Here is a 24276-nt window from a genome sequence, read left to right as displayed (position 1 = left end):
CCCCGTCGCCGACCTCGGGCACCGGATGGAGTTCCCGCCTTTCCCGCGCCGCGACCGTGACGGCCACTACGGCCAGGTATTCGACAACTCCTGCGAGAAGCGGCGCTCAAGACCCGTGAAGGCCTCCTCACCAAGCCCGCGGCCAACGACCAACCGGTGTTCGGCAGCACCCCACCGCGGTCGCCGATCCCGGCACCCGCAGGCTGCCGCGCACCCGCATCCCGTGCGGTCTCGTCCACGGGTACGGACACGTCGCCTGACCAGCAGCGGTGACTTTTCGAGCGGTACAGGCTCGTGGTTCAGACCACTGACCCCACCCGCCGCGAGCAGGACCAACCGGCCCGAGGCCCTGCCGCGACGGATGCGCTCACGGCCGCCGACCACCGCGCAGGCCGCCGATTTCGGGTATTCCGGTGAATCGCACAATCCCTCATCCGCGAAGTCGCTCACCGATTCCACGGTGCCGGGAATCCCAAGGGCCTTTCGACAAAACCACTGTGAAGTCTGCTCGAAGACTATCCAAAGAGGAAGCATCACTCGTTTGGCCGACGGAAAGAGCAATTGAGACGGCAGATTGTGGGCATTCTTCTGGGAACGCTCCCGTGATAACGTGCCAAAGAGGTGAATGCCGCATACCAATCGGCACAAATACGCCATTGCCAAGAGCCGCCACCCGGTCCCTGTTCCGCACGGAGGGTGTCCCGATGCCGATGAGCACGACCTCTTCGCTGGTGATCAGGCTGCTCGGCCCGGTGCGCGCGTGGCGCAACGGCGTGGAGGTCGACCTCGGCACCGCGCGCACGCGCGCCGTGTTCACCGTCCTCGCTATGCGGGCGAACGACGCGGTCTCCAAGGACGAGCTGATCGACGGGGTGTGGGGCGACGCGCCGCCCGCGACCGCCGGAGCGAGCCTCCACACCTACATCTCCGCGCTGCGCCGGGCGCTGGAGCCGGAGCGGTCCAAGCGGTCGGCCGGGGTGGTGCTCACCTCGTCGGGAGCCGGGTACGCACTCCGACTGGACCGCGAGGCGCTGGACGTCCACCGCTTCGACCGGCACCGCGAACGGGCGGAAGTCCTGGCGCGGCACGACCCCGAGCGGGCGGTGGCCGAACTGGACGCCGCGCTGGCGCTGTGGGAGGGCGAGGCGCTGTTCTCCGTGACGGGCCGGTTCGCCGAGTCCCAGCGGTCGCGGTTGCACGAACTGCGACTGGCCGCCGTGGAGCGGCGCGCCGAACTGGCGCTGCTGCTGGGCTGGCACGCCGACGTGGCGGCCGATCTGGCGGGACTGGTGGTCGAGCACCCGCTGCGGGAAGGTCTGCGGGCGCTGCTGATGTCCGCGCTGCACCGAGGGGGTAGGCAGGCCGAGGCGCTGGAGGTGTTCCGCGACGCCCGGCACGTGCTGGCCGACGAGCTCGGCATCGAGCCCGGCCCCGCTCTGCGCGAGGCCCACCGCAGGGTGTTGGAGGGCGATGCGCCCCCACGCCCACCCGCGGCCGGACCGTCCCCGATTCCCCCGACCTCGTCCTCCGCCACTCCCCCGACGAGCGGGCCCCGACAGGCGTTGGAACCCCTGGTCGGTCGACGCCGGGAACTCGGGCTGCTGCGGCGCGCGGTGTCCGACGTGGCCGGTGGCCGCGGCGGGGTCCTGTGGCTGGAGGGTGAACCGGGCATCGGCAAGTCCTCGCTGCTGGCGGCCTGCCTGGCGGGCGCGGACGTCCGCGTGGCCAGGGCGGCGGCCGACGAGCTGGGCAGCCGCTTTCCCCTCCGCGTGGTGCTCGACGCCCTCGACGTGTCGGTCACGTCCCCCGACGCGCGCCGCGTCGAGCTGGCCCAGGACCTGCTGGCCGCGGCGGGCGACCGCGACGCCGCGGGCGACCCGGTGCTCACCGCCATCGATCGCCTGGTGGACCTGGTCCGCGAGCTGTGCGCGGAAGCCCCGCTGGTGCTGGCGCTCGACGACTTCCAGTGGGCCGACGAGGCCAGCGTGCTGCTGTGGCGCCGGCTGTCGCGCCTGGCGCACCGGCTCTCCCTGCTCCTGATCGCGGTGACGCGGCCGGTGCCGCACCGCGAGGACGTGGCGCGGGTGCGGCGCCTGGTCGTGGAGGCGGGCGGACTGGTCGTCCTCGGGCCGCTGGCGGACGACGAGGTCACCGCCCTGGTGACCGGTCTGGTGGGCGCCACACCCGGCCGGGGCCTGGACCGGCTCGCGGAATGCGCGGGGGGCAACCCGCTCTACGTCAAGGAAGTGGTCCACGCGTTGCTGCGTGAGAACGCCGTCACGTTCCACGCCGGGGTCGCCGAGGCGGGGGTGGTGGACCAGCACATGCCGACCTCGCTGGTGACGGCGCTGACCAGGCGGCTGGCGTTCCTCTCGGCGGAGGCACTGGACCTGCTGCGCCGGGCCGCGCTGCTGGGCACCGCGTTCGCGCCCGGTGACGCGGCGGTCGTGGCGGGGCAGTCGGTCCGCGAGCTGGTCGCCTCCGTGGAGGAGGCCATGGCGGCCGGCGTCCTGGTCGAGGTGGGCGCCACGTTCGCCTTCCGGCACCACCTGGTCCACCGCGCCCTCTACCTGGGCACCCCGGCCGCCGTGCGGGGCGCGCTGCACCGCCAGGCCGCCCAAGCCCTCGCGGCGGCCGGGTCGCCGGTCGACCTGGTCGCGCGGCAGCTGGCCACCGCGTCGACCGCGGTCGACCCCTGGGTGGTGGACTGGCTGGTCGCCAACGCCGACGCGGTCGCGACGCGAGACCCGGACCTGGCGGTCGCGCTGCTGCGGTCGGCCATCGCGCAGTCGGACGTGCCCGCGGGCGATCGGGAACGGCTCGCCGCCCGGCTGGCCCGCCTGCTGTTCGGACTCGGCCGCCGCGCCGACGCCGACGCCCGCTACGCGCTGGCCCGCGTCAGGGACCACGACCTGGTCGCCGAGTTGCGCTGGATCCTGGCCGCCTCGCACCACCGCGAGGGCCGCACCGCGGACGCCGCCGAGGTGCTGCGGGCAGCGGTCGCCGACCGTGCCACGCCGCCCGTCTGGCGGGCCCGCCTGGAGGCGCTGACCGCGGGCGTGCTGACCGGCGACGTGGGCGAGACCGCCGGACACCGGGCGCTGGAGCTGGCGCGGGAGGTGCGCGACGACTTCGCCGTGGCGCAGGCCAGGCACGGGCTGTGGCGGGCGGCGACAGCCCGCGGCGACCACGCCGAGGCGTTGCGGCAGGTCGACCAGGCCCTCGCGGTCCCCGTGGCCACGGAGGTCCACGCGGACCTGGTGGGCGACAAGGTGTTCACCCTCCAGCACCTCGACCGCCTGGACGAGGCCGATGAGCTGCTGCGCACGACGCGGCCCCACCTCGCCGCCGTGGCGCAGTGCTACTGGCGGGGTCGCTGGGCGGACGCGCTCGACCTGGTCGACGGCCACCGGGAGCCGACGCCGAGCCCCTGGCCCCGTGACCGCGGGCCGACGCCCCCCGCGCACGGCGTCGCCGCGCTCGTCGCGGTCCGCCAGGACCGGGTGGACGTGGCGCTGCGGCACCTGCGCGCCGGGGCAGACCACCGGGAGGACTTCGTGGACGACTTCCGAGCCGCCGCCGAAGCCGTCCTCGCCGAACGCGCCGAACGGGTGGACGACGCGCTCACCGCGCTGACCGGGGTGCTCGCGCCCGGCCGCGTGGCGCCCGACCTCCGGTGGCTGCCACTGCTGACGCGGTTGGCGCTGCTGGCGGACGACCGCGACGTGGCGGCACGTGCGGTCGATCGCGCCGAAGCGGTCGACGGGGCTGGTGCGGTGGCGCTGCGCTGCCGCGGGCTGGTGGACCACGACCCGGTCCTCGTGCTCGACGCGGTGGCCCGGTACCGGGAGGTGGGTCGGCCGGTGGAGCTGGCCGAGGCGCTGGAGGACGCCGCCGCGGTGCTGGCGGGGCACGGCAGCTGCGACGCGGCCGAGGCGGCGGTGCGGGAGGCCGTGGCGGTCTACCGCGGTTTCGGCGCGGAGTGGGACGCGCGGCGGGCCGGGGCCCGGTTGCGGCGCGTGGCCTGAAGAACCGCGGGGCGGGAGCTGGGAAGCGGGAGGGGTGTGCGCGTCGATCACGGCGGCACCAGCGGACGGGCGGGTGGGTGCGCGTCGGTGCGGTGAGCACGTTCGGCATCGGACGTGACCGCGACCCGGAAGACCTCCGGGAAGCAGGCGTGAGGACGTGCTCCGCGACCTGAGGAGCCTTGGGAGGGCGGGCGGGATGTCGGAGTTGCGGTTGGTCGTGCTGGGGCCGGTGCGCGCGTGGATCGGGAACCGGGAGGTGCCGCTGGGCTCGGCACACCCCAGAGCGGTGTTCGCGATGCTCGCGCTGCGCACGGGCGCGGCCGTGCGGCGGGACGACCTGGTGGCCGGGGTGTGGGGCCGAGACGCGCCCGCCACGGCGGAAGGCAGCGTCCACACCTACATCTCGTTGCTGCGCAGGGCCCTGGAGCCGGACCGGGCGCGCGGGGCGGCCTCGCGGGTGCTGGAGTCGGTCGGGTCGGGCTACCGCCTGCGGTGGGCGCAGGCCGCCTCGGACCTGGCGGAGTTCCGGGCGCTGCGGGCGCGGGGTCGGCAGCAGCTGGCCGACGGCGACGCGGACGCGGCACTGGGCTCGCTCGACGCGGCTCTGGGGCTGTGGCGGGGTGAGGCGCTGGCGGGCTTGAGCGGACCGTTCGCCGAGACCCGGCGGCGGGAGCTGGCCACGGAGCGGACCACCGCGCGGGAGCTGCGCGCCGAGGCGGCCCTGGCGACCGGCGGGCACACCGACGTGATCGCGGACCTCGGCGCGCTGGTCGCCGAGGAACCGCTGCGGGAACGGGCGCGCGAGCTGCTGGTGCTGGCCCTGCACCGCGACGGGCGCGGCGCGGAGGCGCTGGAGGTGTTCCGCGACGCCCGCCGGGTGCTGGTGACCGAACTGGGCGTGGAACCGGGGCCGGGGCTGCGCGCCGCGCAGCAGCTCGTGCTCAGCGGCACGCCCACCACTCCGGTTCCCCCGCGCCCCGCACCGCCGCGGGCTCCCACCGCCACCCACGCGTCCCCCGACCGCTCGGCACCTCATCGCCCAGCACCGCCGGATCTCCCAGCACCGCCGGACGCGGCACCGGTGGTCCGCACCTCCGACGAGCCGGTCCTGGTGGGCCGCCGCGCCGAGCTGGCCGCGATCTCGCGGGCGGTCGACGACCTGTCCGCCGGACGCGGCGGGACGCTGTGGGTCGAGGGTGAGATGGGCATCGGCAAGTCGGCGCTGCTGGCCGTCGCACTGGCACGGGCCGGGCTGGCGGGGCACCCGACGGCCCACGCCGTGGCCGACGAGATGGACGGCCGCTTCCCCCTCCGGCTCGCTCTGGACGCCCTGGACGTGGATCCCGCCGCCGCCGACCCGCGGCGCGCGGCCGTGGCTCGGGTGCTGCGCGAGCGGCAGTCCGTCGGATCGATCTTCGCGAGCGGCGACCCGGTCGCGGTCGGCGTCGACCGGCTGGTGGCCCTGGTGGAGGCGCTGTGCGCCGACGCACCCCTGGTGCTGGTGCTGGACGACCTCCAGTGGGCCGACGAGGCCAGCACCGAGGTGTGGCGCAGGCTCGGCGCGCTGACCCGGCACCTACCGCTGCTGCTGCTGGGCGCGGCGCGCCCGGTGCCGCACCGGCCGGAGGTGGCCCGCCTGCGCCGCGTCACGGAGTCCGGTGGTGGCGTGGTGCTGGACCTGGCGCCGTTGGCGGACGCGGACGTGGCGGACATCGTCCGGCGGCGGGTGGGCGCACCGCCCGGTCCGGCGCTGCGCGAGATCGCCGCGCGGACGGGCGGCAACCCGCTGTGCGTGCGGGAGGTCGCGGACGCCCTGCTGCGCGAGCGGCTGGTGGTCGTCGGCACCGACGTGGCCGAGGTGGACGAGCACGCCTTCGACCGGGTCCCCGGTTCGCTGGTGTCCGCGGTCGACGGGCGCCTGGACCTGGTCTCCGCCCCCACGCGCGAGGTGCTGCGGTGGGCGGCGCTGCTGGGCTGCGAGTTCTCGGTCGACGATCTGGCCGTCGTGCTGGGCCGCCCGGTGGCGGACCTGGTGACGCCGTTCGAGGAGGCCGCCGCGGCGGGGGTGCTGCGCGATGCCGGGACGCGCATCGCGTTCCGGCACCCGGTGCTGCGGCAGGCGCTGCACGAGAGGACACCCGCGGCGCTGCGCGACGTCCTGCACCAGCAGGCCGCGCAGGCGCTCGCGCAGGCCGGGGCACCGGTCGACCACGTGGCCGAGCAGTTGCTGGCCGCGTCCGGGGACGTCGGAGCGTGGGTGGTGGACTGGCTGCTGGTGCGGGCGCCCGCGCTGGTCTGCGAGGCGCCGCTGGTCGCGGTCGAGCTGCTGCGGCGGGCGCTGCGGTCCACGGCCGTGCCCGACGAGCGCGCCGCGACGCTGCGGGCGCACCTGAGCAGCGCGCTGTTCCGGATCGGCCGGGACGCCGAGGCCGAGGACCACGCCCGGCGGGCCCTGCCGCGGCTGCGCGACCCGGACCGGATCGCGGAGGTCCAGTGGACGACGGCCTACGTCCCCTTCCGCGCGTCACGGCCGGAGCAGGCGCTGACGTCGCTGCGGGACACGCTGGCCGACCCGGCGCTGCCCGACGCGTGGCGGGCCCGGCTGCTGTCGCTGCTGGCGCTGGTGCAGCGCGCCGGGCTCGACGACCTCGACGCGGCGGCGACGAGCGCGCGCGAGTCCATCGAGGTCGGGGAACGCGCGGCCGACCCGTTCGCCATCGGCCAGTCCCTGGAGGTGCTCTGGCAGGTCGACGCGGCGCGGCGCGACTACGTGAGCGCGCTCGCCTACCTGGACCGGGCGCTGGACGTGGTGGGCACCGACGTCAGCCTCACCGACCTGAAGCTGGTGCTGCTGGACAACCGCGTGTTCACGCTCCAGTGCCTGGACCGGCTCGACGAGGCGACCGACGCGGTGCGGCTGGCGTTCGACGCGGCCAAGCAGGGCGCGCCCGTGGCGGCCCTCCAGGTCGGCGCGGCCGTTCACCAGTTCTGGCTCGGCGGGTGGAACGAGGCGGTGGACCGCCTCGGCGCGGCGCTCGGGGACCACTCGGGCATCACCGGGTTCGGCCTGCGCGAGGGCGGGTTGATGCTGCTGCACGGCGTCGCCGCGCTGATCGCCGCGCACCGGGACGACGACCTGGCGCTCAGGCGGCACCTGCACGCGGGTCTCACGCTGCCCCTGGCGACCGCGGCGAACCGGGAGAACTGCGACTTCCTGGTGGCGGCACGGGCCGCCGCGGCGTACCGGAACGGCGACCACGCCGACGCGATCGGGTTGCTGGGCGGGATCCTCGACACCCGCTACGCCCAGATGATGCTGCGGCACCAGTGGCTGCCCGATCTGGTCCGGGTGGCGCTCGACTGCGACGACCGGGCGACGGCCCGCGCCGCCGTCGAGGCCTGCGAGGCCGAGGCGGCCAGGGAACCGATCGCGGCCAGGGCCGCCGCGGCGGCGCGGCGATGCCGCTGCGTGCTGGCGGAGGACCCGGACGGGCTCACGGAGGTCGCCGCGCACTACCGCTCGGTGGGCCGGGTGTTCGAGTCGGCGCAGACGCTGGAGGACCGCGCGGTCCTGCTCGCCCGACGGGGGCGGGATCCTGAGGCCGGCGCGGCGCTGCGCGAGGCGGTCGGTCTCTACCGCGGCCTGGGCGCGGCGTGGGACGTCCGCCGGGCCACCACCCGCGTCGGCTGAGCACCGACGCGCTGTCCCGCCATCACCGGCCCCGGTCGTCGACCAGGCGACCGGTGGTGCGCAACCGATCCGTCCGCTCGGCGCGGTACGTCGGCGCACCCCCGGTCCGTCCACACTGAGCGGCACGTCAGCACATCCCCGATCCGTCCACACTGAGCGGCACGTCAGCACATCCCCGATCCGTCCACTCCACGCGGCACGTCAGCACATCCCCGGTCCCTCCTCCTGCGGCGCGGCGCCGTGCCCGCGGCGAGTCCGCCCCGCCCCTCCGCGGGTGGAGTGCTACTCATCCCCCTCCGCCGGGGCGCCGATCACCCCATCGGCCGACATCACCCAGTCCCTGCCCGGCCGGGCGACCCGCGCCCCGGTCGTCTCCCGCGCTCCTCGCCGCACCAGGTACACCACCCGTCTCGGCCGGGCACGTTCCCGTTTGGCAGCCAGGGCCTCGTCCACCTCAGATCATCCCCTTCCGCAGTGCGTAGGCGACCGCGTGCGGCCGGTTGCGCAGGTTGAGCCTGGTGGTCAACCCGTAGAAGACGTTCTTGATCGTGCGCTCGGCGTAGCACAACCTGTCCGCGATCTCGGCGGTGCCCAGACCGTCGGCCATCAACCGCAGCACGTCGGCCTCGCGCGGCGTCAGCTTGGGCACGCTCGTGTCCGGCGACACCAGGGCCCGCTGGAGCCGCTCCACGTGCTTGAGCAGCTCCGCCACCAGGCTGGGCGGCATGACCCCGCCGCCCGAGGCCGCCGCCAGAACACTGCGCAGGACTCCCGCGCCGGTCGCGGCGGTGCGGGGCAGGATCGCCACCACCCGGTGCTCCACCGCGGCGAGCACGTCCCTCTCGCCGACCTCGTCGAGCACCAGCACCACCGGCGCCCCGATGTCGGTGGCCACCCGCCGCAGTCCGGTCAGCACCTCCGGGCTGATCCGGTCGACGGCGACCACGACCACGTTCGCCGTCGCCCGCTGGTCCCAGTCCAGGACCTCGATCTCGGCCCGCCCGCCGAGGTAGCTGGTCAACCCCGCCATGCTCAGGTGATCCGCCGTCTGGACGACGACCCGAACTCGTTCCACCGCTGCCTCCACAGGTCCGGTTCCCGATCCCGAGTCTGCGAGGCGCGGCTTCACGCGCTCTCCAACGCGTCTACAAGAGTTCTTCACGGCCCTCGCGCCGACTCCGCCGCCAATCCCCCGCACCGCACCGCACCGGTCCCGGTCACGGGCGGCGGAAGAACTCGACCTCGCCGAGCGCCACGCACCTGCCCGCGCCCAGTCCCGCGGCGGACTTCACGACCAGGCGCACCGCGATGACGTCGCTGATGCCGGTGTCGGTGCGCTGCGGGCCCGGCTGGTCGTTCAGCGCCACCGCGATCGTGCGGGAAACGCCCCCGGAGCCGGTCACGACCAGGTCCACGGCCGTGGGCCGGGCCTGTTCGCGGAACTGCTCGGGCTGCGCCGAGGCGCCCGTGTGCACGACCACCGACAGCAGCCGGAACGGCTGGTCGAAGGTGAACTCGATCGCGTCGCCCACGGCGGGCGCTCCCCAGTACCGGTTCGACAACCCGTCGACGGCGGCCGACGCCGGGTGGTCGGGCACCTCGGCGGTGGCCGAGGTGCGCGCGGGCGCGACCGGCACGGGGTCGGCCAGCCGGTCGCGCAGGTCCTCGAACAGATCCGCCGCCTTCGGGTAGAACACGATTCCGGCGACCACCACCGCGGCGACCACGAGCAGCGCGGCCAGCCTGCGCAGCCACCGGGAGGTGTCGCCGCGGCGCGCGCGTCGGCGGCGACCCGCGACGGCGACCGCGGTCCCGCCATCCAGCGGTGTGGCACACCGGCGGCAGAACCGGCGGCCCGGCGGGTTGGTGGTGCCGCACACCGGGCAGGGCGGGCCGTCCACCTCGATCTCGCCGCCGGAGGTGGGCAGCGGGCGCTTGGCCTCCGGTCTCCCCGGCAGAACAGGGCCCAGCACCACGGTCGACGGACCTTCGCCCACCGCCACCTCCGATCCGGCGGCCGTCCGGACCCGAGCGGCTTCGGGCCTGCTCCCGGCAGCGGTGGCGCGGGCGTCGAGTTCGTCGGTGGTCGACGTCCCGCCGTCCTTCCCGAAGCGCGACCGGACCCACGCGCGCCAGCGGGCCCACAGGCCTGGCCGAGCGGTGGCCGGGTCCTCGGGCTCACGTTGCAGACCGACCGCCGAGCCCAGCTCCGCCTGGTCGGAGGGTCCTTCCCCGATGGCCGTCCCGATCCGGGACGCCAGGTGGTCCTCCTCCGACCGCCCCGCCGCCGGTCGCTCCCCGGCCGCCGGGTCCCGGTCGTCGTCCGGATCGCCGCCCGCGTCCGCTTCCCCGTCGGCCGCCCGTCCGTCCGTGCCCGCCGACTGCCCGCCCGCCGACTCCCCCACCACGGCCTGCTGCCCGGTCGGGACCTCCCGCACGACCGGAGCCTGGTGCGCGGCCTGCTCCGCTCCCGTCCCCACCGCCGAGGCCGTCCCGGTCACCCCGCCCGCACCGGCTCGCTCCGACCGAGCGGCCTCGGCGGTCCACCCCAGGTAGGTGCCGCAGTTGCCGCAGAAGTCGTCGCCGTCCCGCACGGACGCGCCGCACTGCGGGCACGAGCGCACCACGGCCATCACCCCCCACCCGCGGGCGGCCCGGCCAGCACCTCGACCGCGCACCGGACGTGCACCGGGCACACCGCGCCGACCAGCGCCTCGACCCGGTCCCGATCCACCGGACCGGACGACCCCGGCCACACCCGCACCACGACCACGTCGACCGCCGGACCGGGCAGCGGCGCGTCGGGCGTGCCCGACCAGCGCACCCCCGGACCGTCCGCCACGTCCGCGCGCACCCCCAACGACATCTCCAACCGCTCGACGAGCCCGGACACCGTGCCGCGCTTGCGGTGCAGCTCCACGGCCCGCCGCACCAGGGCGCGCCGCAGGGGCTCCGGCCACGCCGGGTCCAGCCCTGCCGCCACCCACGACGACAGCCACGCCAGGAAGTCCTCCGGTGCCAGTCCGGGGTCCAGGTAGGCCGGCAGGTTGTCCAGGGTGGACAGCACCGCCGACAGCACGGCGTCCAGACCGGAGGTGAACCGCTGCGCGAAGTCGTCCGCCGCGAACAGCGCGGGCAGCATGTCCCCCAGCGGGTGCCTGCTCGGCAGCTCCGGCAGCGCGGCCCTGGTCACGACGCGCCTACCTCGACCTGGTGCTGGTGGGAGAAGACCAGCGCGTTGGGCGCGACGTCCAGCCGGTCCACCGGCGCACCCCGCACCCCGGTGATCGGGTTCGCCGGGAACATCCGGATCTCGTCCACCAGCAGCACCCCCGGCACCGCTTGGAGCACCGAGAACACCTCACCGAACTGCACCGGCCTGCCGAAGTCCCACCCGACGCCGTCCGGTCCACCGCGCAGCGGGTTGAGGTAGCGGTGCAGCGCGGCCAGCGCGGCCTCGCGGACCCGGTTGACGTCGGTCGCGGTGAGCCGGGCCACCACCGTGATGCCCTGGTAGCGGGGCGGTTCCACGACCAGCCGGGTACCGAGCAGGCGCCGCTCGTCCAACCGGCGGGAGACCGCGGCCAGCACCTCGTCGGAGGGCACAAGCTGCTCGAACCGCAACCGGTCGCCCTCGTCGGCCACCGCGTCGGGCACCACCAGCACCCGCGCCGCCCCCACCTCGCCCTCCACCGGCAGGCAGCGCACGCGCGCCAGCGACGGCGCGGCCTGCCGCGCGATCAGCTCGTGGTCCTCCGCGGTGACCGCGCGGTCCTGCACCCGCAACTGGTTGGGCGCCCGCACCTTCGCCTCGGCCACCGTCTCGGCGTCCACCCCGCCGATCGCGGCCTCCCGGTTCTCCACCGCCGAGACGTAGGGCACCGAGCTGCGCAGCACCGAGATCGTGCCGCGCGCCACGTTGCCCGACCGGCCACCGCCGGTGCGGTAGCGCGGCACCCTCAGCACCGCGCCCTTGGGCGGCACCGCGCCGTAGCGGCGCAGCGTCCCGTCCGCCTCGCGCACCGCGGGCGGGAACAGGAACTCGCCGCTCGACGCGTCGAGCACCACGTGGCGGTCGTCGGGGCCGGACAGGCCGAAGTCCTCCACCACCGCCCAGTCCTCCCACCCCTCGCCCGCCGAGACCCGCACGACCACCGGGTCGCCGTCCAGCAGCACCGGGGCCCTGGGCGCGGTGAACCGCTGGCCGGGCACGCCCGCGGACTCGCCGAGCGGCACGTCCGCCTCGGTCTCGGCGTGCTCGGCGGCGGTGGTGCCGCCGATGGTGTAGGCCTCGGCCTCGCGGACCGTCGGGGACTCCGAGTAGAACGGCTGGCCGGGCACCGGTTCGGTGACCCGGCAGCGCAGCCAGCCCGCACGCCGGCCGGCGACCACCGACATGGTGTGGCCGCCCGGCACGTGCAGCAGGACCTCACCCGGCCGGTTGAGACCGCCGGTGCCGTCCTCGTCCACCTCGCAGGCGACCCAGTCCCCGCCGTCCCACGCCTCCCACACCAGCGGCGGCTGCCGCGGGTCGACACCGACGCCCTCGACCCGGCTCTCCAGCCTCAGCACCACCGCGCAGTTCGGCACGGCGGCGGTGAGCCCGAACAGGGTGGCGTCACCGGGCACGGGCGAGGCCTGGAAGCACGCCACGTCCTTGCCCGACTCCAGGTCTCGGGTGCGGTCGGTGTGCTCGCCCGACGCGGACCGCGTGACCAGGCGCGCCAGTTCGCAGGGCACGATCGGCAGCTCCCCGGTGGTGGCGAACACGATCGCCTCGGCGAACTCGGTGCTCACCGTCGCCACCTCGGTGCCCGCGGGCAGCGACACGGTCTCCACCTGCGGCGCGGACAGCCAGAACGTCACCAGGGCGCGGGCCGCCGTGGGCGGGAACAGCCGCACGCCCAGCAGGTCCAGGAACGCCAGGTAGTTCTTCTCCGGCACCCGGTTGAGCCGGTAGACCAGCTGGTCGACCATGTGCGCGAAGGTCTCGATGAGGGTGATGCCGGGGTCGGACACGTTGTGGTCCGTCCACTCCGGACAGCTCTGCTGGACGTAGCGCTTGGCCTCGTCCACGAACTGCTGGAAGCGCCGGTCGTCCAGGTTGGGCGCTGGCAACGCCATCAGCCCGCCTCCCCTTCCTCGGAGGGGATCGTGTAGAACGGGAAGACCAGGTTGCGCTGGTCGTTCGTGGACTTCACGGTGTAGTGGATCTCGATGTAGAGCGTGCCGACGTCGACCGAGTCGAACGCCACGACCACGTCGGCCACGTCGATGCGCGGCTCCCACCGGTCCAGGGCGGCGCGCACCTCGCGCGAGATGCGCCCGGCGGTCGCACCGTCGGCCGTGGCGAACACCAGGTCGTGGATGCCGCAGCCGAACTCCGGGCGCATCGGGCGTTCGCCGGGCGCGGTGCCCAGGACCAGCCGGATGGCCTCCTGGATCTCCTGGTCGCGGTCGACCATGCCGATGCCGCCGGTGGCGCCCGCCCGCAGCGGGAAGCCCCAGCCGCGTCCGATGAAGTCGGCGCTCACAGGGGACCCCCGATCTGCACCGTGCCGGGGCGCGGCGCCAGCTTGGCCTTGCAGGTGGTCTCGTCCATGGCCGCGGCGGCGGCCAGGCCCCCGATGAGGACGCCGCGGCGTGCGATGGTCGGCGAGATCAGGATGATGTTGGGGGCCGCGTTGTGCGGCACCACGGCGCACACGTGCACGCAGTTGATCGTCGCGGCGGGCTTGCCCTCGATCAGCACCGTCATCAGCCGGGCCGCCGACAGCGGGTTCAGCGGCGGGCCGATGGTGCCTGCGTGCAGCGTCTTGTCGCCCTGTCTGGCAGCGGTGGGCATGTCGCGATCTCCTCACGTGGTCAGTTGAGCTTGATGAGGGCGCCCTTGAGCGTGAGCACGCCCTGCCCGGCGTCGATGGTGATGCCGGTGCTGGTCAGCGACACCGAGCTGAGCACGCGCGCGCCGCCCGGTCCGCGCACGAACAGGTCGATCTTGTTGCGCTTCTCGTCGAGCACGACCTCCAACCGCTTGTCGCCGGAGGCCAGCCGGACACCCGACCGCACCGTGCCGTCCAGCAGTTCCACCCGGTTGCCGGTGCGCGAGACCAGTGAGCGGCGGTTGACCTTGCCGCGTCTGCCGTCCACCAGCGGCAGGTCGTGCGCCGAGGGCTTGTCCACGCCGTTGTAGAGCCCGCCGATCACGTAGGGCCGGTCCAGGCTGCCCTGCTCGAACCCGACCAGCACCTCGTCGTTGACCTCGGGGCTGAACACCCCGCCGCCGCCCGCCCCGCCCCACTGCACGGTGCGCACCCAGTCGGTGACGTACTTGTCGTCCAGCCACGGGAACGTCAGCCGCACCCAGCCGCGCTGGCCGCCCGCCTCCTTGATGTCGGTGACGATGCCGGTGGCCAGGCCGGGCATGCGCGGGCTGCGGGCAGGCGCGTTGCCGCCGGTGACCAGGCCCGCGAGCGAGCGGTCGTAGGAGGAGCTGACCGTCAGCGTGGTGTAGTAGCCGGTCTCGGGCTCCAGCACGTGCCGCGCCGCGGTCACGGTGTAGGCGCCGTCGAAGTCCTTGCCGGAGTTGGTCAGCGCCACCGGGTCGCCCGCGCGGAGCTTGGGGTTGCCGGTGACGACGGCCTCCAGTTCCCCGTAGCCCGCGCTGGTGGACGCCTCCAGCGAGCGCGCCGCTCGGGTCGCCTCGGCCTGCGTGGCGTACGGCGTGTCGGTGACGAGCAGGGGCGCCTGGGTGCGGAAGGCCGCGTTGGCCTCGCTCGCCTTCAAACCAGGCCTGACGGTCTTGCTCAAGGTGTTGGGGCACACCGCGACCAGCGCCTTCTTGGTGGCCACGTCCCAGCCGCGCACCTCGACGCCGTTGGCCTGGTCCGCGGTGGTCAGCACGGCGCGCAGCGCGACGGTGTTCTCGCCGAGCTCCAGCACGTGCGGGTCGTTCGTCGTCTTCGGCTTGGGCGCCTTGCTCGCCGACGTGAGCTTGACGAACTCCAGCCGCCCCGTCTCGTCGACCCGGACCACGGCGTCGTGCTCCCGCGCGAGCATCTGGAGGAAGTCCCAGTCCGACACGCCCGCCTGGCTCAGGTGCTGGTAGGTGACGCCCGCGACGTCGAGCCTGCCCGCGGTCAACCCGGCGTCCTTGACGACCTTCCGCACGACGGCCGCCGCCGACATGTTGCGGAACGCCTGGACCTTGCGACCCCGCATCAGGCGGTGCGCCCGGCTCATCGCCCGGATCACGGTGTACTGGCCGGTGCGGTCGCGGTCCAGCTCCAGCGCGGTGACCTCGCCGGAGAACACCTGCTCGGTGGTGGTGACGCTCGAGGCCGCCAGCGACACCACGAGCTCGGTGCCGATCGTGATGCGCGTCTCCTTGAGCAGATCGTTCTTCTCGTCGGAGTACGTCAGCACGGCGCAGTCGGGCAGGCCGACGTTCTCGTCCACCACGCAGCGGACCAGTTGGTCGGCCTCGGCGATCAGCGGGATGCCGTTCGCGCGCACCAGCGCGCTCGCGGCGATGTTGTCGCCCTCCACGTCCGGCCCGGTCATCGGTCCTCCCCTGTCTCTCCCGCCACACCCGGTACCAGCAGTTCCGTGCCGGGGACCAGGACCATGGGGTCGTCGATGTCGTTGGCTTCCGCGATCACCCGCCAGGCCGTCGCGTCGCCGTACTCGCGCCACGCCAGCTGCGGCAGGCTGTCCCCGGCGACCACCCGGTGCGTCCGCCGGGCCTCGCGCGAGCCGGACGTCGGGTTCTGGCCGGGCGTGCCCGCCCCCGCCTCCTCGATGGCCAGCGAGCAGGTGGCGCGCAGCGGCTTGCCGTCCACGTCGAACAGCGAGTAGTCCACCGACAGGCTGGACAGCACGCCGTCGAAGGACACCGACGTGGCGGTGCCCCACTCGAAGCGGACCCACGGGCTCGCGGGCTTCTTCTTGCGCAGGCTGGCCTTCGTGGGCACGCAGGCGATCATCAGCTTCTCCACCCGCTCCTCCACCGAGTTGTCGTGCTCGGCGGTCGCGTCCAGGAACACGTCCACGCTCAACGACCGCGGCCCGCTGCCGACGAACTCCGGCAGCGACGCCTGGCCCGCCATCCGCGCCGGTTTCCGCCGCCACTCGACGCTCTTGCTCAGCGCCAACTTGTTCGGGTTGAACTGGAACTTGACCGTGGCCAACCGCGCCCCCGGCTTGGCACCGCTCCTGGCGGGCGGTTCCATGATCACCAGCTGCGCCTTGACGAGGCCCGAACCGAAGTACGCCTTCGCCGCCTTGCCCGCCTTGCCCGCGATCACCCCGACCTTCGATGCCACGGTCCGCCTCCTCCCGTCGCCGCGCTCAGTCGTCGCTGGACGCCTGGAGGCCCTCGTGGGCGAACTCCAGCGTCTCCACGGCGGCCTGCGACCGGCTCGGGTCGAAGGTCGGCCCCTGCCAGCGGATCGGGATGATGCCCATCACCTGCCAGCTGACGATCGGGGTCAGGTCCGGGGCCAGCGCGACGATCTCGCCGTCCTCGCGGTCGGCCTCCTTGATGACCTCGTTGAACCACTTGAGGACCTTGGCCGAGTCACCGGTCACCGGGCGGGTCATGGTGATGTTGGACCAGGTGATGCGCGAGGGCAGGCTCCAGCTGAACCCGTTGTTGCCGCCCTCGGCGTACTGCTCGACCTCCACCGTCGCGCCGAGGCCGTCGCAGGTGTGGAACATGCCGAGGTCGTCGTCGGCGATGGTCAACCGGAAGAAGACGCTGCTGGCGAAGACGTCGTCGCTCATGGAAGTGCTCCTCGTTCGGGCCGGTCAACGGCGGCGGTCGTGCAGTCGGCCGGTGCGTTCGCGGCCCTGGCGCAGCTCGGCGCGCAGCAGCCTGCCGAGCGGGTCGAGCAGCCTGCGGGCCAGTTCGTCGAGATCCGGGTCGACCCGCTTCGGGCGGGTGGAGCGCGCGGGCTCGGTCACCGGGGCCTCGGGCCAGGCCCCTGGCATCCTCGGTTCGGGGTCCGACGACGCGCCTGCCGGTGCCCGCTGCACCTGCGCGCCCGCCGACCACCTCACCGGGACGGGGGCCGAGGTCGGTCGCGGAGCCGCCGGGTCGCTCGATGCGCGGTCCCGGCCGATCGGGGTCGGCACGCCGGTCGGGTGCGGGCGTGCGACCGCCGGGAGCTTCGGGCCGCCGTCGAGCGGTCGGGGCGGCGTCGGCCGCACCACGGCGGGCGCGCCGCTCCCCGCGGGTCGGGGCGAACGGCCGACGTGCCGCTGGACGTGGGGGTGAGAGGCGGGACCGGTCGCCCGCTGGACGGCCACCGACGACGCCATCGAGGTCGGTGCCGAGATCGGCGTGGGGGTCGAGATCGGGGTCGAGTTCGGGGTCGGCGCGAAGGTCGGCGTCGGCATCGGTGTTGGTGTCGGCGCGAAGGTCGGTGACGGGCTCGGCGCGAAGGTCGCTGCCGGGGTCGGGGTCGCCGCGGAGGTTGATGCCGGTGCCGCGCTCGGGGCCGTGCCGCCCGGCCGCGCCCGGCCCGAACCGGTCGGCCCGTGCGCGCCCGCCCGCCCCTTCACCACCGGCGTCGGCGCGTTCGGGCGGCTGAACCACCGCGTCCGCGGGGACGTCTCGCCGGAGCTGGTAGGCCTCGGCGCGGCCGTGCGTCGACCGACCGACCCGCGACCACCGTCCGCCGGGACTCCCCGGTCCGCGGACCGCAGGCGCGCCGTCGGCGCGGGATCCGAACCGGTCGCCTCCCGCCCGGCGCCCGCCCACCGCGGGCGGACCACGGGCCGCCCCGCCGCGCGCCGCACCGGCTGGGGCAGCCCTGCGGCGGTGCTGGTGGTGAGGGGCCGTTGAGCGATCAGGGGCAGCACCCGCGGACCGTGCGTTCCGCCCCGTGGTGTGGACCGGTGAGGCTCATCCGCCGCGGGCCCCGTGGAGCCCACGTGCGCCGCGGAGGGCACGGGACCACCGGGTGCCGCGTGCGCCGCGGAGCCCCCGTGCGCCCCGGAGGGCACGGGACCACCGGGTGCCGCGTGCGCCGCGGAACCCCCGTGCGTCCCGGCCCCCGCCCGCGCGGCAGGCGTCGGCGACCGCTGGACGGTCGCCTCCCCGGCCGGGAGCCGGGTCACCGGCACCACCGGCAGCCGGGTCGCACCCGGTCCGGCCGGTGCCCGGTCGGTCGTGAACGCGTCGCCGGACCGCCGCGCCGTCGGCATCGTGCCGTCGAGCGCACGCCGCACCGGGCGGTCCACCCCCAGCGGTGGCAGCACCTCCGCTCCCGGGAGCGGGCCGCGCCCGTCACCGGCGCGCCGCACCGGTCCGCCCGCCGTGGTCGCCCGCCGGGAAGACGACCCACCGCTCGGGGACGACTCCGGCTCGTCAGCCGCCGAACCCCGCACGGCCGGTGCGTTCGCCCCACCGGCCGCGGGCTTCGGCGAACGTGCCCCCGCCGGGGTCGCGGTGGCCGGCAGTCCCGCGAGGGGTGCGCCGATCCCGGTGCCCCGCTCGGGTCGCGGCGCCGCGTCGGGCTTCGGTCCCGCGCCGCGCTGCACCGCGGGCGGACCGCCGGCCTGAGCCGCCACCGACCGGACCACCGGTGTCGGCCCACCGACGCCGGGTGGGTTCGACCGCGGCACCGACGACGAGCCCGCCGCTCCGAACGGCACCTGTGCCGTCGGCGGCATCGCGGTCAACGGTTCCCCGAGCACCGGCACGGATCTCGGCCTCGGCGCGGCCTCCGCGGGCCCGGGCCGCCCGCCCGCCGGGGCCACCGGCACGCTCGGGTCCTTCCCCGCCGCACCACCGACCACGGGCAGCGAGCGGACCGGCATCACCGGCCGCCCGGCGACGGTCAACGGCGGCCGGACCGGTCGCAACCGGACCACCTCGGCGATGCCACCCGTCGACCTCGCCCCACCCGTCCGCCCGGCGCCGGACCCTGCCGAACCCATCACCACCCCACCGGCGCGCAACGCCACGGCAGCGGCCACGGCCTCGCCTCCACCCGACGACGTCGGGCCGACCACCGCGCCACCGGTGCTCGAAGACTCCACCGCGGCACCAGCACCGGAAGACCCGGCCGCACCACCGGAACACCCGGTCGCGCCACCACCGGACGACCCGGTCGAACGCCCTCCACCGGAGGGCTTCGACCCGCCGACCGCACTCCGCCGCACCAGCGGCGCGGCACCGGCACGAGGAGCCTTCGGCACGGCCGCCTCGACCACGTCACCGGACACCCCCGTCCGCGCAGGACCGACCGCCTCCTCGCTCTCCCGGCGCCAGGCCACCAGCAGCGGTCCGCCACCGGAGTACCGGGACCGCTCGGCCACCTCCGGACCGGTCATCCCGCCGACCAACCCGGCTGGGGCGTCGGCGTGCACCGAGTGCCCCAGCTCGCCGCCGAACCGGTGGTCCCGCCAGGACGCCAACCCGTCCCGGAAGCCCAGCCCGTCGCCGACGGCGATGCCGCTGCGCTGGATCACCCCGCTCAGCGGCGCGACGGCACGCCACCCGCCGTCCCACGCGGGACGCTCCGGTGCCGCCGAAGCGGTGACCCGCGCGGCCACCGGCTCCCGCGCGGCGCGGGAACCGCGCCGCCACCGATCCCGGAAGAACCCCACCGGGTCACCTCCCCTCGTTCACCCTGGTGTTGATGCGCGCGATCTCGCGGACCCAGCTCTGGCGCTCGTGGTGCGCCAGGTCGAGGATCTCCTCGCGCGGCCAGTGGAAGTGGTAGGCCACGTACGCGACCTCTTCGAGCAGCCGGTCGGCCGCGTACGTCACGATTCCCCCAGGCGACCACCGGCGAGGTCGACCTCGAACGCGGTGCCGCACGACGGGCAGGACACACCCGCCCTGGTGTGGCCCTCGCTGTTGATCCGCCGGTAGAAGTCCTGGAGGAAGGCGATGTCGGTGGCGTACATCTGCTCCACCACCCCGGCGTGGACCTCGCGGACCGTGCCCAACCGGGTGATGACCTGGCTGAGCAGCACCACGCTGAGGTAGCCGGGGTTCTCCTTGACCCGCAGGTCGATCTGGGGCCGCAGCTCGTCGCGCGCCGTGGCCAGGCGCATCCGGCCGTGCCGGTGCACCACGCCGTCGGGGTCCACGTAGCCCCGCGGCAGTTCGAAGTCGAACTCCGTGCGCAGGCCGCCGTGCGCGCTCGGCGCGGCCGACCGCTCCGGCTCGTCGCTGGGCTCGACCAGCTCGTCGAGCTGGTCGAGCGCGATCGTCCGCCGCCTCATTCGACCGTGATCTCCTCGAACACGAGGGTCACCTTCTCGGTGGCGGCACTGGATTCGCCCGCCTTGAACGAGGGGCCCTCCCACTTGCTGGCCCACGCGCGGAAGAGCGTCATCCGGCGGACCGTGTTGCCCTCGGTGTCCTTGACCTCGATGGTGATGTCCTGTCGGGCCGCGGTGACCGCGCCCTTCTCCAGGGTTTCCTTGAGCCAGTTGGTGAACGTGACGCTCTGGTCCAAGCCCCTGGTGAGCGTCACCTCACCACCCTTCTGCGCACCGGGTTGCTTGCGCAGCACCGGTTTGCCGGTCGAGGTGACCTGGGAGACCTCGACGACGTCCTCCTCCACGGTCAGCCCGCTGACCTCCTGGAGGGACTCGACGGTGAACCCGCCGAGCTGGACGCCGAAGATGTGGGTGGAAAGAGCATCGCCCTCTGCCATGGGTGGTGCCGCCTTTCTGGTTCACGCGCCCGCGCGGGACGGCTCATTCGCTGACGAGGCTGGTGCTGTCGGAGAACTGCGACAGCTGGAAGACCACGAACTCGGCGGGTTTGACCGGCGCCACGCCGATCTCGCACACGACCTGGCCGAGGTCGATCGACTCCCGCGGGTTGTTCTCCCGGTCGCACTTGACGTAGAAGGCCTCCGCCGGGGTGCGGCCGAACAGCGCGCCCCGCCGCCACTGCTCGGTGAGGAAACCGGTGATGTTGCGCCGGATGCTGGCCCACAGGCGGTCGTCGTTGGGTTCGAACACCACCCACTGCGTGCCCAGCAGGATCGACTCCTCCAGGTAGTTGAACAGCCGGCGCACGTTGAGGTAGCGCCACGCCGGATCGGAGGACAGCGTGCGGGCGCCCCAGACCCGGATGCCGCGACCGGGGAACGAGCGCACGCAGTTGACGCCGATCGGGTTGAGCAGGTCCTGCTCGCCCTTGCTGACGTTGATCTCCAGGTCCACCGCGCCGCGGATGACCTCGTTGGCGGGCGCCTTGTGCACGCCGCGCTCGTCGTCGTTGCGGCTCCACACTCCCGCGATGTGCCCGGCGGGCGGCACGAGGGTGTTGCGCCCGCCGGCCGGGTCGAAGACCTTGATCCACGGGTAGTACAGGACGGCGTACTTGGAGTCGTAGTTCGCGTCGTCCATCCGCCAGGCCCGGACCTTCTGCGCGGTGAGCCCTGGCGGCGCGTCGAGCAGCGCGACCCGGTCGCCCATCTGCTCGCAGTGCGAGATCATCGCCAGTTGGACGGTCTTGACGCCCTCCAGGTCGATCAGGCCGCGCTGGTAGGCGCTCATCAGGTCCGGCGCCACCACCATGGTGACCTCGTCGACGCTCTCCAGGCCACCCATGCCGGTGCGCGCCTCCGGGTCGCCGAGGTACTCCCCGGTGTCCAGCTTGGCCACCGCCTTCGACGGGGCCGGCGTGTCGGGCAGCGTGACCTGCTGCTTGTCCGGACGCGCCAGTGCGCCGCCGGACCGCTCGGTCACCCGGATGAACTTGGAGCGTTCGGACACCTGCGTGGCGACGTAGTTCTTGACGTTCTTCCTGGTGGAGACGTCGTGGGTCTCCACCACCTTGCCGCCCTGCTTGACCAGCAGCTTGAAGCGGTCCTCCGGGGGGTTCTCGCCGTCGGCGTCGGCCACCTCGACCGAGATGTCCGAGCCCGTGCCGGGCAGCGCCGCGACGTGCAGGCCGCCCAGTTCGGCCGGGGCGGGCGCGGCGGGCTCGGGGTCGGCCCCCGCCTGGGCGCCGCCGACGCGCACCACGTACGCCGCGCCGCCGCCGTTGGCGAAGTAGCCGTACATCGCGTGCGGAAGGTAGGCGTCCTCGGTGAAGCCGCCGAAGAGCTGGGCGTACTGGTTCCAGTTCGACACGAGGGTCGGCCGGTGGAAGGGCCCGCGCTCGGCGAAGCCGACGAAGGCGGCCACCGCGGTGCCGACACCCTCGATCGGTCGCGCCCCGGACTGGACCTCCTCCACGTAGACGCCCGGTGAGAGGTACTGCGGCATGGTCGCTCCCCTGTCTTTCCGCTCTGCTGTCTTTCCGCTCCGCTCTGGCACTTCACAGCCTGCTGCGACCGCGCGGGCAAGGGCAGGGTCGGCGGACCACGACCGAGGGCAATGCCGTTGCCCGAAGGGACACGCGCGGTCCGGGCACACCGAAGCGCCCCGGCGCGGTGGGCGCCGGGGCGTGGGGGGCGGTCATGGGCGACGGATCGAACGGGTGCTCGCGAAGTGCGCGCGAATCACTCGTCCTGCTGCCGCGGCCCCACCGTGCGGCGGCCGCCGCTGACACTGGTCTGCAGATCCTCCGGGCGCAGGAACCGCCGCAACCAGCTGTCCACGGTGGCGATGAGCGAGTCGAAGTCGTCCGGCAGCTGGTTGTCGTACATGACCAGCACCTCCTGGGCGAGGCCGGTGGCCAGGACGTTGCGAACGGCGCCGACCTGGGCCTCCAGAGCGTTGTAGGTGCTGGAGGTCTGGCCCTCTCCGGTGATCGGGATGTCGACGTCGAACGAGTCGATGACGGACTGGATGAACTTCCGCGCGTCGCCGGCGTCCACGCTGTCCAGTGTGTCCCGCACCCGCGTCCACACCCGCCGGTCCTGGTTCTGCGTCGACGAACCCTGCTGGGCCCTGGCAACGACCCGGTCGATCAGCTCCTGGTCGTCGGTGTACTCGTTCATCATGGCCGAGAGTTGCTGCCTGACCCGGTTGATCGACTCGTTGGCGATGGCGTCACCGGCCCACAGGTTGTACGGGTTGTTCGACAGCATGGTCAGCACCCTGGCGACGGTCGAGCTCAGGCTGTCCCGCAGCTGCTCCGACGTCGTGCTGCTGGCATGGGAGGAACCGTGCTCGGACGCCACGTCGATGTCCATCCCACTGCCCGGCGGCGACTGCTGAGCGGCGGGCGGGGCGTCGGCCATGGTGACGTTGCTGGACTGGCTGTTGGCCGCGTCGCCGTTCTCGCTGCTGTGCGAGCTGGCCGCCTCGGCCTCGTCGAGCTCCGCCCAGGTGGCGACCGAGTCCAGGGTGTTCAGGAGCGTCCGCATCCGCTGTCTGATGTTCTCACCGGGGGTCAGCGCGGCGTTGAAGGCGTTGCGGAACGCACCGCGCATGGTGTGCCAGGCGATGATGTGCCGTCGGTCCTCGTCGTAGCCGGTCACGATCTGGTTGGCCCTGGTGTCCCAGCCGGGGCGGCCTCCGACGGTGACCTCCGCGCCCGTGCCCTCGTCCGTCGTGACCCGGTTGGTCACCACCTCGACGTCGCCGCTGGAGTTGCTGCGCCTGCGCACCAGCCACTCCATCAGGGCCGTGCTGAACTCCCGGAGGACCGCGTCGCCCTCGAAGAGGTTGGAGTCGATCATCCCCCTCAGGTCGTCCGTGGCGGCGGCGAGGGCGCCGCCGCCGTGAGGCATCACGAAGACGTCGTACTGGCCGTACGCCATGCGCACCACGTCGCCGCGGAGCAGCTGGTCCCAGGTGATCGTGGCGAACCCGGTCCCGTTCCCCTGGTCCGTCAGCCTCGGGTCGATGCCCCTGCTGATGTTCAGCGCCTGCCTCCGGGTGCTGGCGCCGCTGCCGCTGGGCAGCGCCACCGGCACGACCAGCAGCATGGACAGCAGCCTGTTCATGATCTGGGTGCCCGCGTCGGCGTCGAGGCCCGGCTGGACGTCCGCGATCCTGGCCCGCTGGACCGGTATGCCGCCGCCGTGGTGATGGTGTCCGGACGCGCCGCCGTGCCGGGGCGGCTCGCCGCGCAGCGCCCTGGTGGCGTTGGCCTCGGCCTCCTGCTCGTGCCGGTCGGACGGGTCGCTCATCCGCATCCCGTTGCCCTGATCGGTGCCCTCGACCCGCCCTTCGGCCTGCTGGCGCACGTGGTCGAACTCGTGCAGCAGCGTCTTCCAGTCATTCCCGCCGCGGCCGAGCACCACGTGCCTGCCCGTGGTGTAGGCGCGGGCGCCGATCTCCTCCGTCGAGCGCTCCGCGGCCTGTCCGGTGTGCAGGCGCACCCCGGACAGGTCCACGCCCAGTCGCGCCTCCGCCTCGAACCGCACGTCGTCGGGCACCGGCCGGCCGGAGCCGCTCACCGCGTCCCGCACGCTCGCCCGCCGCACCTCGGCCTGCTCTGCCCCGGCCTCGTCGAGCACCGACTGGACGAGGCCGGTGGTGGCCGTGTTGCCGACGAGGCGCTGCAGCCTCAGCACCTCCTCCGCACCGCGCTCGGCTCCGTCCGGGATCTGCGGAGACTGTGCCCGGTGGCAGGTCCCGCCCTCGTGCTCGTGCTCGTGCTTGTGCATCAACGCCTCCCGCGTCGGA

General features: G+C 74.2%; 17 protein-coding genes. 2 read left to right on the top strand and 15 right to left on the bottom strand.

Annotated features, from left to right (window positions below):
• Window positions 1–710: 710 nt before the first annotated feature.
• Both AC156L_RS15060 and AC156L_RS15055 read left to right on the top strand, forming a co-directional pair.
• Window positions 711–4028, top strand: coding sequence for an ATP-binding protein (locus tag AC156L_RS15060; protein WP_330876434.1), 3318 nt, complete (start codon window positions 711–713; stop codon window positions 4026–4028).
• Window positions 4029–4224: 196 nt separating this feature from the next.
• Entirely contained in the window at window positions 4225–7719 is a 3495-nt protein-coding gene (locus tag AC156L_RS15055; RefSeq protein WP_330876435.1) for an ATP-binding protein, read from the top strand.
• A gap of 454 nt (window positions 7720–8173) precedes the next feature.
• On the opposite strand, the gene AC156L_RS15050 is transcribed toward AC156L_RS15055, so the two are convergent.
• The 15 genes from AC156L_RS15050 to AC156L_RS14980 all read right to left on the bottom strand — a co-directional run bounded on the left by AC156L_RS15050 (window position 8174) and on the right by AC156L_RS14980 (window position 24257).
• A complete protein-coding gene (locus tag AC156L_RS15050) occupies window positions 8174–8794 on the bottom strand; it encodes a response regulator transcription factor (protein ID WP_330876436.1) in 621 nt (206 codons plus the stop codon).
• Window positions 8795–8936: 142 nt separating this feature from the next.
• On the bottom strand, window positions 8937–10352 hold the full coding sequence (locus AC156L_RS15045) for an NADase-type glycan-binding domain-containing protein (RefSeq protein WP_330876437.1): 1416 nt from the start codon (window positions 10350–10352) through the stop codon (window positions 8937–8939).
• Window positions 10352–10912: a phage tail protein gene (locus AC156L_RS15040; protein WP_330876438.1), complete on the bottom strand. Its 561-nt coding sequence runs from the start codon at window positions 10910–10912 to the stop codon at window positions 10352–10354. Before AC156L_RS15040 ends, AC156L_RS15045 begins: the two co-directional genes overlap by 1 nt.
• The gene (locus tag AC156L_RS15035; protein WP_330876439.1) at window positions 10909–12843 is read right to left on the bottom strand and encodes a putative baseplate assembly protein; all 1935 of its coding nucleotides are present in this window, start codon (window positions 12841–12843) and stop codon (window positions 10909–10911) included. The genes AC156L_RS15040 and AC156L_RS15035 overlap by 4 nt, the downstream gene beginning before the upstream one ends.
• Window positions 12843–13253, bottom strand: coding sequence for a GPW/gp25 family protein (locus AC156L_RS15030; RefSeq protein WP_330876440.1), 411 nt, complete (start codon window positions 13251–13253; stop codon window positions 12843–12845). Before AC156L_RS15030 ends, AC156L_RS15035 begins: the two co-directional genes overlap by 1 nt.
• The gene (locus tag AC156L_RS15025) at window positions 13250–13564 is read right to left on the bottom strand and encodes a PAAR domain-containing protein (protein WP_330876441.1); all 315 of its coding nucleotides are present in this window, start codon (window positions 13562–13564) and stop codon (window positions 13250–13252) included. Before AC156L_RS15025 ends, AC156L_RS15030 begins: the two co-directional genes overlap by 4 nt.
• A 20-nt stretch (window positions 13565–13584) precedes the next feature.
• Window positions 13585–15282, bottom strand: a complete 1698-nt coding sequence (locus AC156L_RS15020) for a VgrG-related protein (protein ID WP_330876442.1) — start codon at window positions 15280–15282, stop codon at window positions 13585–13587.
• Window positions 15279–16043 carry a CIS tube protein gene (locus tag AC156L_RS15015; protein ID WP_330876443.1) on the bottom strand — a complete coding sequence of 255 codons (765 nt, stop codon included), beginning with the start codon at window positions 16041–16043 and terminating at the stop codon, window positions 15279–15281. Before AC156L_RS15015 ends, AC156L_RS15020 begins: the two co-directional genes overlap by 4 nt.
• A gap of 25 nt (window positions 16044–16068) precedes the next feature.
• Window positions 16069–16503 carry a phage tail protein gene (locus tag AC156L_RS15010; RefSeq protein WP_330876444.1) on the bottom strand — a complete coding sequence of 145 codons (435 nt, stop codon included), beginning with the start codon at window positions 16501–16503 and terminating at the stop codon, window positions 16069–16071.
• A gap of 24 nt (window positions 16504–16527) precedes the next feature.
• On the bottom strand, window positions 16528–19335 hold the full coding sequence (locus tag AC156L_RS15005) for a hypothetical protein (RefSeq protein WP_484406938.1): 2808 nt from the start codon (window positions 19333–19335) through the stop codon (window positions 16528–16530).
• A gap of 4 nt (window positions 19336–19339) precedes the next feature.
• A complete protein-coding gene (locus AC156L_RS15000; RefSeq protein WP_176947121.1) occupies window positions 19340–19498 on the bottom strand; it encodes a DUF6760 family protein in 159 nt (52 codons plus the stop codon).
• Window positions 19495–19959 (bottom strand): hypothetical protein, encoded by a 465-nt coding sequence (locus AC156L_RS14995; protein WP_330876446.1) that lies wholly within the window; start codon window positions 19957–19959, stop codon window positions 19495–19497. Before AC156L_RS14995 ends, AC156L_RS15000 begins: the two co-directional genes overlap by 4 nt.
• Complete coding sequence (locus AC156L_RS14990) at window positions 19956–20396, bottom strand: phage tail protein (protein ID WP_330876447.1); 441 nt, start codon at window positions 20394–20396, stop codon at window positions 19956–19958. The genes AC156L_RS14995 and AC156L_RS14990 overlap by 4 nt, the downstream gene beginning before the upstream one ends.
• 43 nt (window positions 20397–20439) lie before the next feature.
• The gene (locus tag AC156L_RS14985; protein ID WP_330876448.1) at window positions 20440–21963 is read right to left on the bottom strand and encodes a phage tail sheath family protein; all 1524 of its coding nucleotides are present in this window, start codon (window positions 21961–21963) and stop codon (window positions 20440–20442) included.
• A gap of 236 nt (window positions 21964–22199) precedes the next feature.
• Window positions 22200–24257 carry an eCIS core domain-containing protein gene (locus AC156L_RS14980; RefSeq protein ID WP_330876449.1) on the bottom strand — a complete coding sequence of 686 codons (2058 nt, stop codon included), beginning with the start codon at window positions 24255–24257 and terminating at the stop codon, window positions 22200–22202.
• Window positions 24258–24276 lie beyond the last annotated feature (19 nt).

Source organism: Umezawaea sp., assembly GCF_057122925.1.
This window is presented reverse-complemented; position numbering and strand designations above follow the sequence as displayed.

Coding starts and splice junctions, on each gene's coding strand:
- AC156L_RS15060 (WP_330876434.1), top strand. CDS start 711: ATGAGCACGACCTCTTCGCTGGTGATCAGGCTGCTCGGCCCGGTGCGC.
- AC156L_RS15055 (WP_330876435.1), top strand. CDS start 4,225: ATGTCGGAGTTGCGGTTGGTCGTGCTGGGGCCGGTGCGCGCGTGGATC.
- AC156L_RS15045 (WP_330876437.1), bottom strand. CDS start 10,352: ATGGCCGTGGTGCGCTCGTGCCCGCAGTGCGGCGCGTCCGTGCGGGAC.
- AC156L_RS15035 (WP_330876439.1), bottom strand. CDS start 12,843: ATGGCGTTGCCAGCGCCCAACCTGGACGACCGGCGCTTCCAGCAGTTC.
- AC156L_RS15025 (WP_330876441.1), bottom strand. CDS start 13,564: ATGCCCACCGCTGCCAGACAGGGCGACAAGACGCTGCACGCAGGCACC.
- AC156L_RS15020 (WP_330876442.1), bottom strand. CDS start 15,282: ATGACCGGGCCGGACGTGGAGGGCGACAACATCGCCGCGAGCGCGCTG.
- AC156L_RS15010 (WP_330876444.1), bottom strand. CDS start 16,503: ATGAGCGACGACGTCTTCGCCAGCAGCGTCTTCTTCCGGTTGACCATC.
- AC156L_RS14995 (WP_330876446.1), bottom strand. CDS start 19,959: ATGAGGCGGCGGACGATCGCGCTCGACCAGCTCGACGAGCTGGTCGAG.
- AC156L_RS14990 (WP_330876447.1), bottom strand. CDS start 20,396: ATGGCAGAGGGCGATGCTCTTTCCACCCACATCTTCGGCGTCCAGCTC.
- AC156L_RS14985 (WP_330876448.1), bottom strand. CDS start 21,963: ATGCCGCAGTACCTCTCACCGGGCGTCTACGTGGAGGAGGTCCAGTCC.
- AC156L_RS14980 (WP_330876449.1), bottom strand. CDS start 24,257: ATGCACAAGCACGAGCACGAGCACGAGGGCGGGACCTGCCACCGGGCA.